This is a genomic window from Mycobacterium innocens (assembly GCF_900566055.1).
Lineage (GTDB): Bacteria > Actinomycetota > Actinomycetes > Mycobacteriales > Mycobacteriaceae > Mycobacterium > Mycobacterium innocens.
In genome coordinates this window covers 1-3,464 of record NZ_UPHQ01000061.1, presented here as the reverse complement: position 1 = coordinate 3,464, position 3,464 = coordinate 1, and the positions used below count along the sequence as shown (strand labels likewise).

Below are 3,464 nucleotides of genomic sequence, written 5' to 3'. Positions count from 1 at the left end.
ACATATCCGCCGCCGCCATCCGCCGGTCCTGCAGAGCCTGAAAGTCCCTCCGCGCACGCACCCGAGCGCTGGTCCCCGACCGCCGCCTACCGGCATTTCCCGCCACACGCCAATTGTCCTATACGGCAACACGAATCCCGCCGAGTATTACCGAAACATCTTTAACAGCCGCGTGTGGCGGTCGGGCCGTCGACTTTTCCGGGCAGCCGGACGTATCGGCCGGACGGGCCGTCGGGACTGGCGATTCGACCAAGGCGCATTCGGATGAGGCTCGTGGGCGAGGATTCATACCGGCACCGCCCGATGGGGAGCCCGGCATCTCCAAACATTGTTTTCGCGCGCAAACCCGGCTGCGAACGACCATCGGCGTCCTATTGCGCTCTATCTCTCGGCTAGGGTTCGGGCCGTGAACGGCGAATTGATGGATTGGGAAGCCGCGTACCGCGAACATGGTGTCTTCGGGGGACCGCCGCCGTGGAACATTGGCGAACCGCAGCCGGAAATCGCGGCACTGATACGGGCCGGCAAGATCCGCAGCGAAGTACTCGATGCCGGTTGTGGGGTCGCCGAGCTGTCGCTTACGCTCGCCGCACTCGGGCACAGTCATGGGTGTCGATGTGTCTGGCACCGCGATCGACAAGGCCAAGCAAGCCGCAAACGATCGCGGGCTCAGCACTGTCACGTTCGTGCAGGATGACCTAACGTCACTTCGCGGCTACGACGGCCGGTTCAACACAATCATCGACAGCACCCTGTTCGAATCGCTTCCGATCGATTCGCGCGACGACTACATCCGCTCAGTACACCGTGTCGCCGCGCCAGGCGCGTCCTACTACGTCCTGGTGTCGACGGTGACCGCGCTCCCGGCCGACATTGAGCTGCCGCCCGACGCTCCCGCGGCGCCTCCGAATCTCGTAACCGAACCAGAATTGCGAGAAGCTGTTTCACGGTATTGGGAGATCGACGAGGTCCGGCCGGCGTTCATCCATGTTTACTTGTCAGAGGTCCTATCTCGGATCCCGGGCGTCTCGTTAACTGATTACGAGGTCGACGCAAAAAGCCGGCTAAAGGTGTCGGCCTTCTTGCTCACCGCACACAAAGCGGGGTAGCGCACCGAACTTGCGAATGACCCGCACTTGGCGTGCTTGTGCGAGCATGAGCCAATGCCGCGTCAACCGAGCGACCCAGGCGAATTGAGCTTGTTTGCACGCTGGTCGATCGTGGTCGTCGCGCTGCTGGTGACGGCGAGTTCATTTCTCTTCATCAACAGCGTTGCCTTCCTGATCCCCCGCCTGGAAGCGGCGCGCGGAACCCCACTGACACAAGCTGGTCTGTTGGCGTCGATGCCCAGCTGGGGCATGGTGGTAACGCTGGTGGCGTGGGGCTACGTCCTGGACCGCGTGGGTGAGCGGGTTGTGATGACGGTGGGCTCGGCTCTCACCGCCGCAGCCGCCTATGCCGCCGCGTCGGTGCACTCGCTGACGCTGATGGGCATCTACCTGTTTCTGGGCGGCATGGCAGCCGCCAGCTGCAACAGCGCCGGCGGCCGGCTGGTAGCGGGCTGGTTTCCGCCTCATCAACGAGGACTGGCGATGGGAATCCGCCAGACCGCGCAGCCGCTGGGAATCGCGCTGGGTGCGCTGGTCATACCCGAGCTGGCCGAACAAGGCGCCCATGCCGGGCTGATGTTTCCCGCCATCGCGTGCACGGTGGCTGCGGTGGCCAGCCTAATCGGAGTAGCCGACGCACCGCGCAAGTCCCGCAAGGTGGCCACTGACGAGGAGCTGGCGAGTCCGTATCGGGGGTCGTCGGTGTTGTGGCGCATCCACGCGGTATCCGCGCTGCTGATGATGCCGCAGACGGTGACCGTGACGTTCATGTTGGTCTGGCTGATGAACCGTCACGGTTGGTCGGTCGCGGCGGCCGGCGGTTTGGTGACCGTTTCGCAGCTGCTGGGTGCGCTGGGTCGGATCGCGGTCGGCCGCTGGTCGGACTACGTCGGCTCACGCATGCGGCCCGTCCGTATCATCGCCGTCGCCGCCGCGTCGGCCCTGTTCCTGTTGGCGCTTACCGACAACATCGGTTCGCGATATGACGTGTTACTCATGATCGCTATCTCGGTGATCGCGGTACTCGACAACGGGTTGGAGGCAACGGCAATCACCGAGTTCGCCGGACCGTATTGGAGTGGGCGCGCGCTGGGCACCCAGAACACCACGCAGCGCCTGATGGCGGCCACCGGGCCCCCGCTGTTCGGTGCACTTATCACGACGGCGGCCTATCCGCTGGCCTGGGCGCTGTGGGGGTTGTTCCCGCTGGCGGCGGTGCCGTTGGTGCCGGTTCGTCTGCTGCCGCCCGGCTTGGAGACCCGAGCGCGGCGGCAATCGATTCGGCGGCATCGCTGGCGACAAGCCGTTCGCGCCCGCGAGCTGCCAACTAGGCCTCGGCTGGCCGGCCCGCCCCGGCCGTCCAGGCCGGGCCGGGGCGGACGAGCACCGACGCCACCGACGTGATCGCCCGGTCGCGGCGCCTCGGTGAGGTTTGCCGAATTACTGCAGCGAGGACTATCAATAGGTGCAGTCAACATCGATGCGGCGTTGGTCGCTGCTCGCAGTTGCGCTCATCGCGACGTTGTGCGCCACCGTCTTCATCAACGGCATCGCTTTTCTGATTCCCGCACTCAACGACGTGCGCGGCATCAGTCTGTCCGAAGCCGCGCTGCTATCGGCGATGCCCAGCTTCGGCATGGTCTTTACCCTGATCGGTTAGGGGTACGTGCAGGATTTATTCGGCGAACGGATCGTGCTCATCATGGGCCTGGCCCTCACTGCTACCGCCGCCTACGGCGCAGCCCTGGAACCCCAGTCGATGCTCGCCGGGGGCGTTGCCCTGTTCGGCGGCGGCATGGCCGCGGCCAGCGCCAACACCGCTAGCGGCCGGCTGGTGACCGGCTGGTTTCCCGCCGAGCAGCGCGGCCTGGCGATGGGAATCCGGCAGACCGCGCAGCCGCCCGGAATAGCGTCGGCCGCATTAGTGCTCCCTGAGCTGGGCAAGCGCTCGATCTCGGTTGCGCTGCTGTTCCCCGCGACGGTGTGCGCATTGTCAGCGCTGCTGTGCGCGGTGTGGGTGCGGTGTGGGTGCGAGACCCGGCGCGGCCGGCACGGTCGGCCGCCGACCACAGCGAGTTTTCCAGTCCCTATCGCGCCACTGCAGTGCTGTGGCGAACCCACCTGGCGTCTGCCCTGCTGATGGTTCCGCAGACGGTGGTTTTGACGTTCATGCTGGTCTGGTTGATCAAGAGCCACGGCTGGTCGATCGCGGCAGCCGGCACCTTAGTCCGAAGTTACTGCTGGTAAATAAGGGAAATGGGGTGCTGAGCTGGGTTTTGTGGCGACTCGGCAGGAAAAGTGTAGCCACTAATAGTAGCGTGTTGCTGCTGATGTGGAACGAATTCACGTTGTAGC

Annotated in this window: 3 protein-coding genes and 1 pseudogene; all 4 read left to right on the top strand. The window is 64.9% G+C overall.

Annotated features, from left to right (window positions below):
• Positions 1 to 406 precede the first annotated feature (406 nt).
• Positions 407 to 1,109, top strand: a pseudogene (locus EET03_RS07620) (class I SAM-dependent methyltransferase).
• Between the two features lie 54 nt (positions 1,110 to 1,163).
• A complete protein-coding gene (locus tag EET03_RS07615) occupies positions 1,164 to 2,513 on the top strand; it encodes an MFS transporter (RefSeq protein WP_099194051.1) in 1,350 nt (449 codons plus the stop codon).
• 61 nt (positions 2,514 to 2,574) lie between these two features.
• Complete coding sequence (locus tag EET03_RS07610) at positions 2,575 to 2,769, top strand: hypothetical protein (RefSeq protein WP_136625657.1); 195 nt, start codon at positions 2,575 to 2,577, stop codon at positions 2,767 to 2,769.
• A gap of 6 nt (positions 2,770 to 2,775) precedes the next feature.
• Complete coding sequence (locus EET03_RS07605) at positions 2,776 to 3,249, top strand: MFS transporter (protein WP_099194049.1); 474 nt, start codon at positions 2,776 to 2,778, stop codon at positions 3,247 to 3,249.
• The last annotated feature ends 215 nt before the right edge of the window (positions 3,250 to 3,464 follow it).

Bases quoted from the DNA above. Each gene is read 5' to 3' on its own strand.
- EET03_RS07615 (WP_099194051.1), top strand. From the start codon at position 1,164: ATGCCGCGTCAACCGAGCGACCCAGGCGAATTGAGCTTGTTTGCACGC.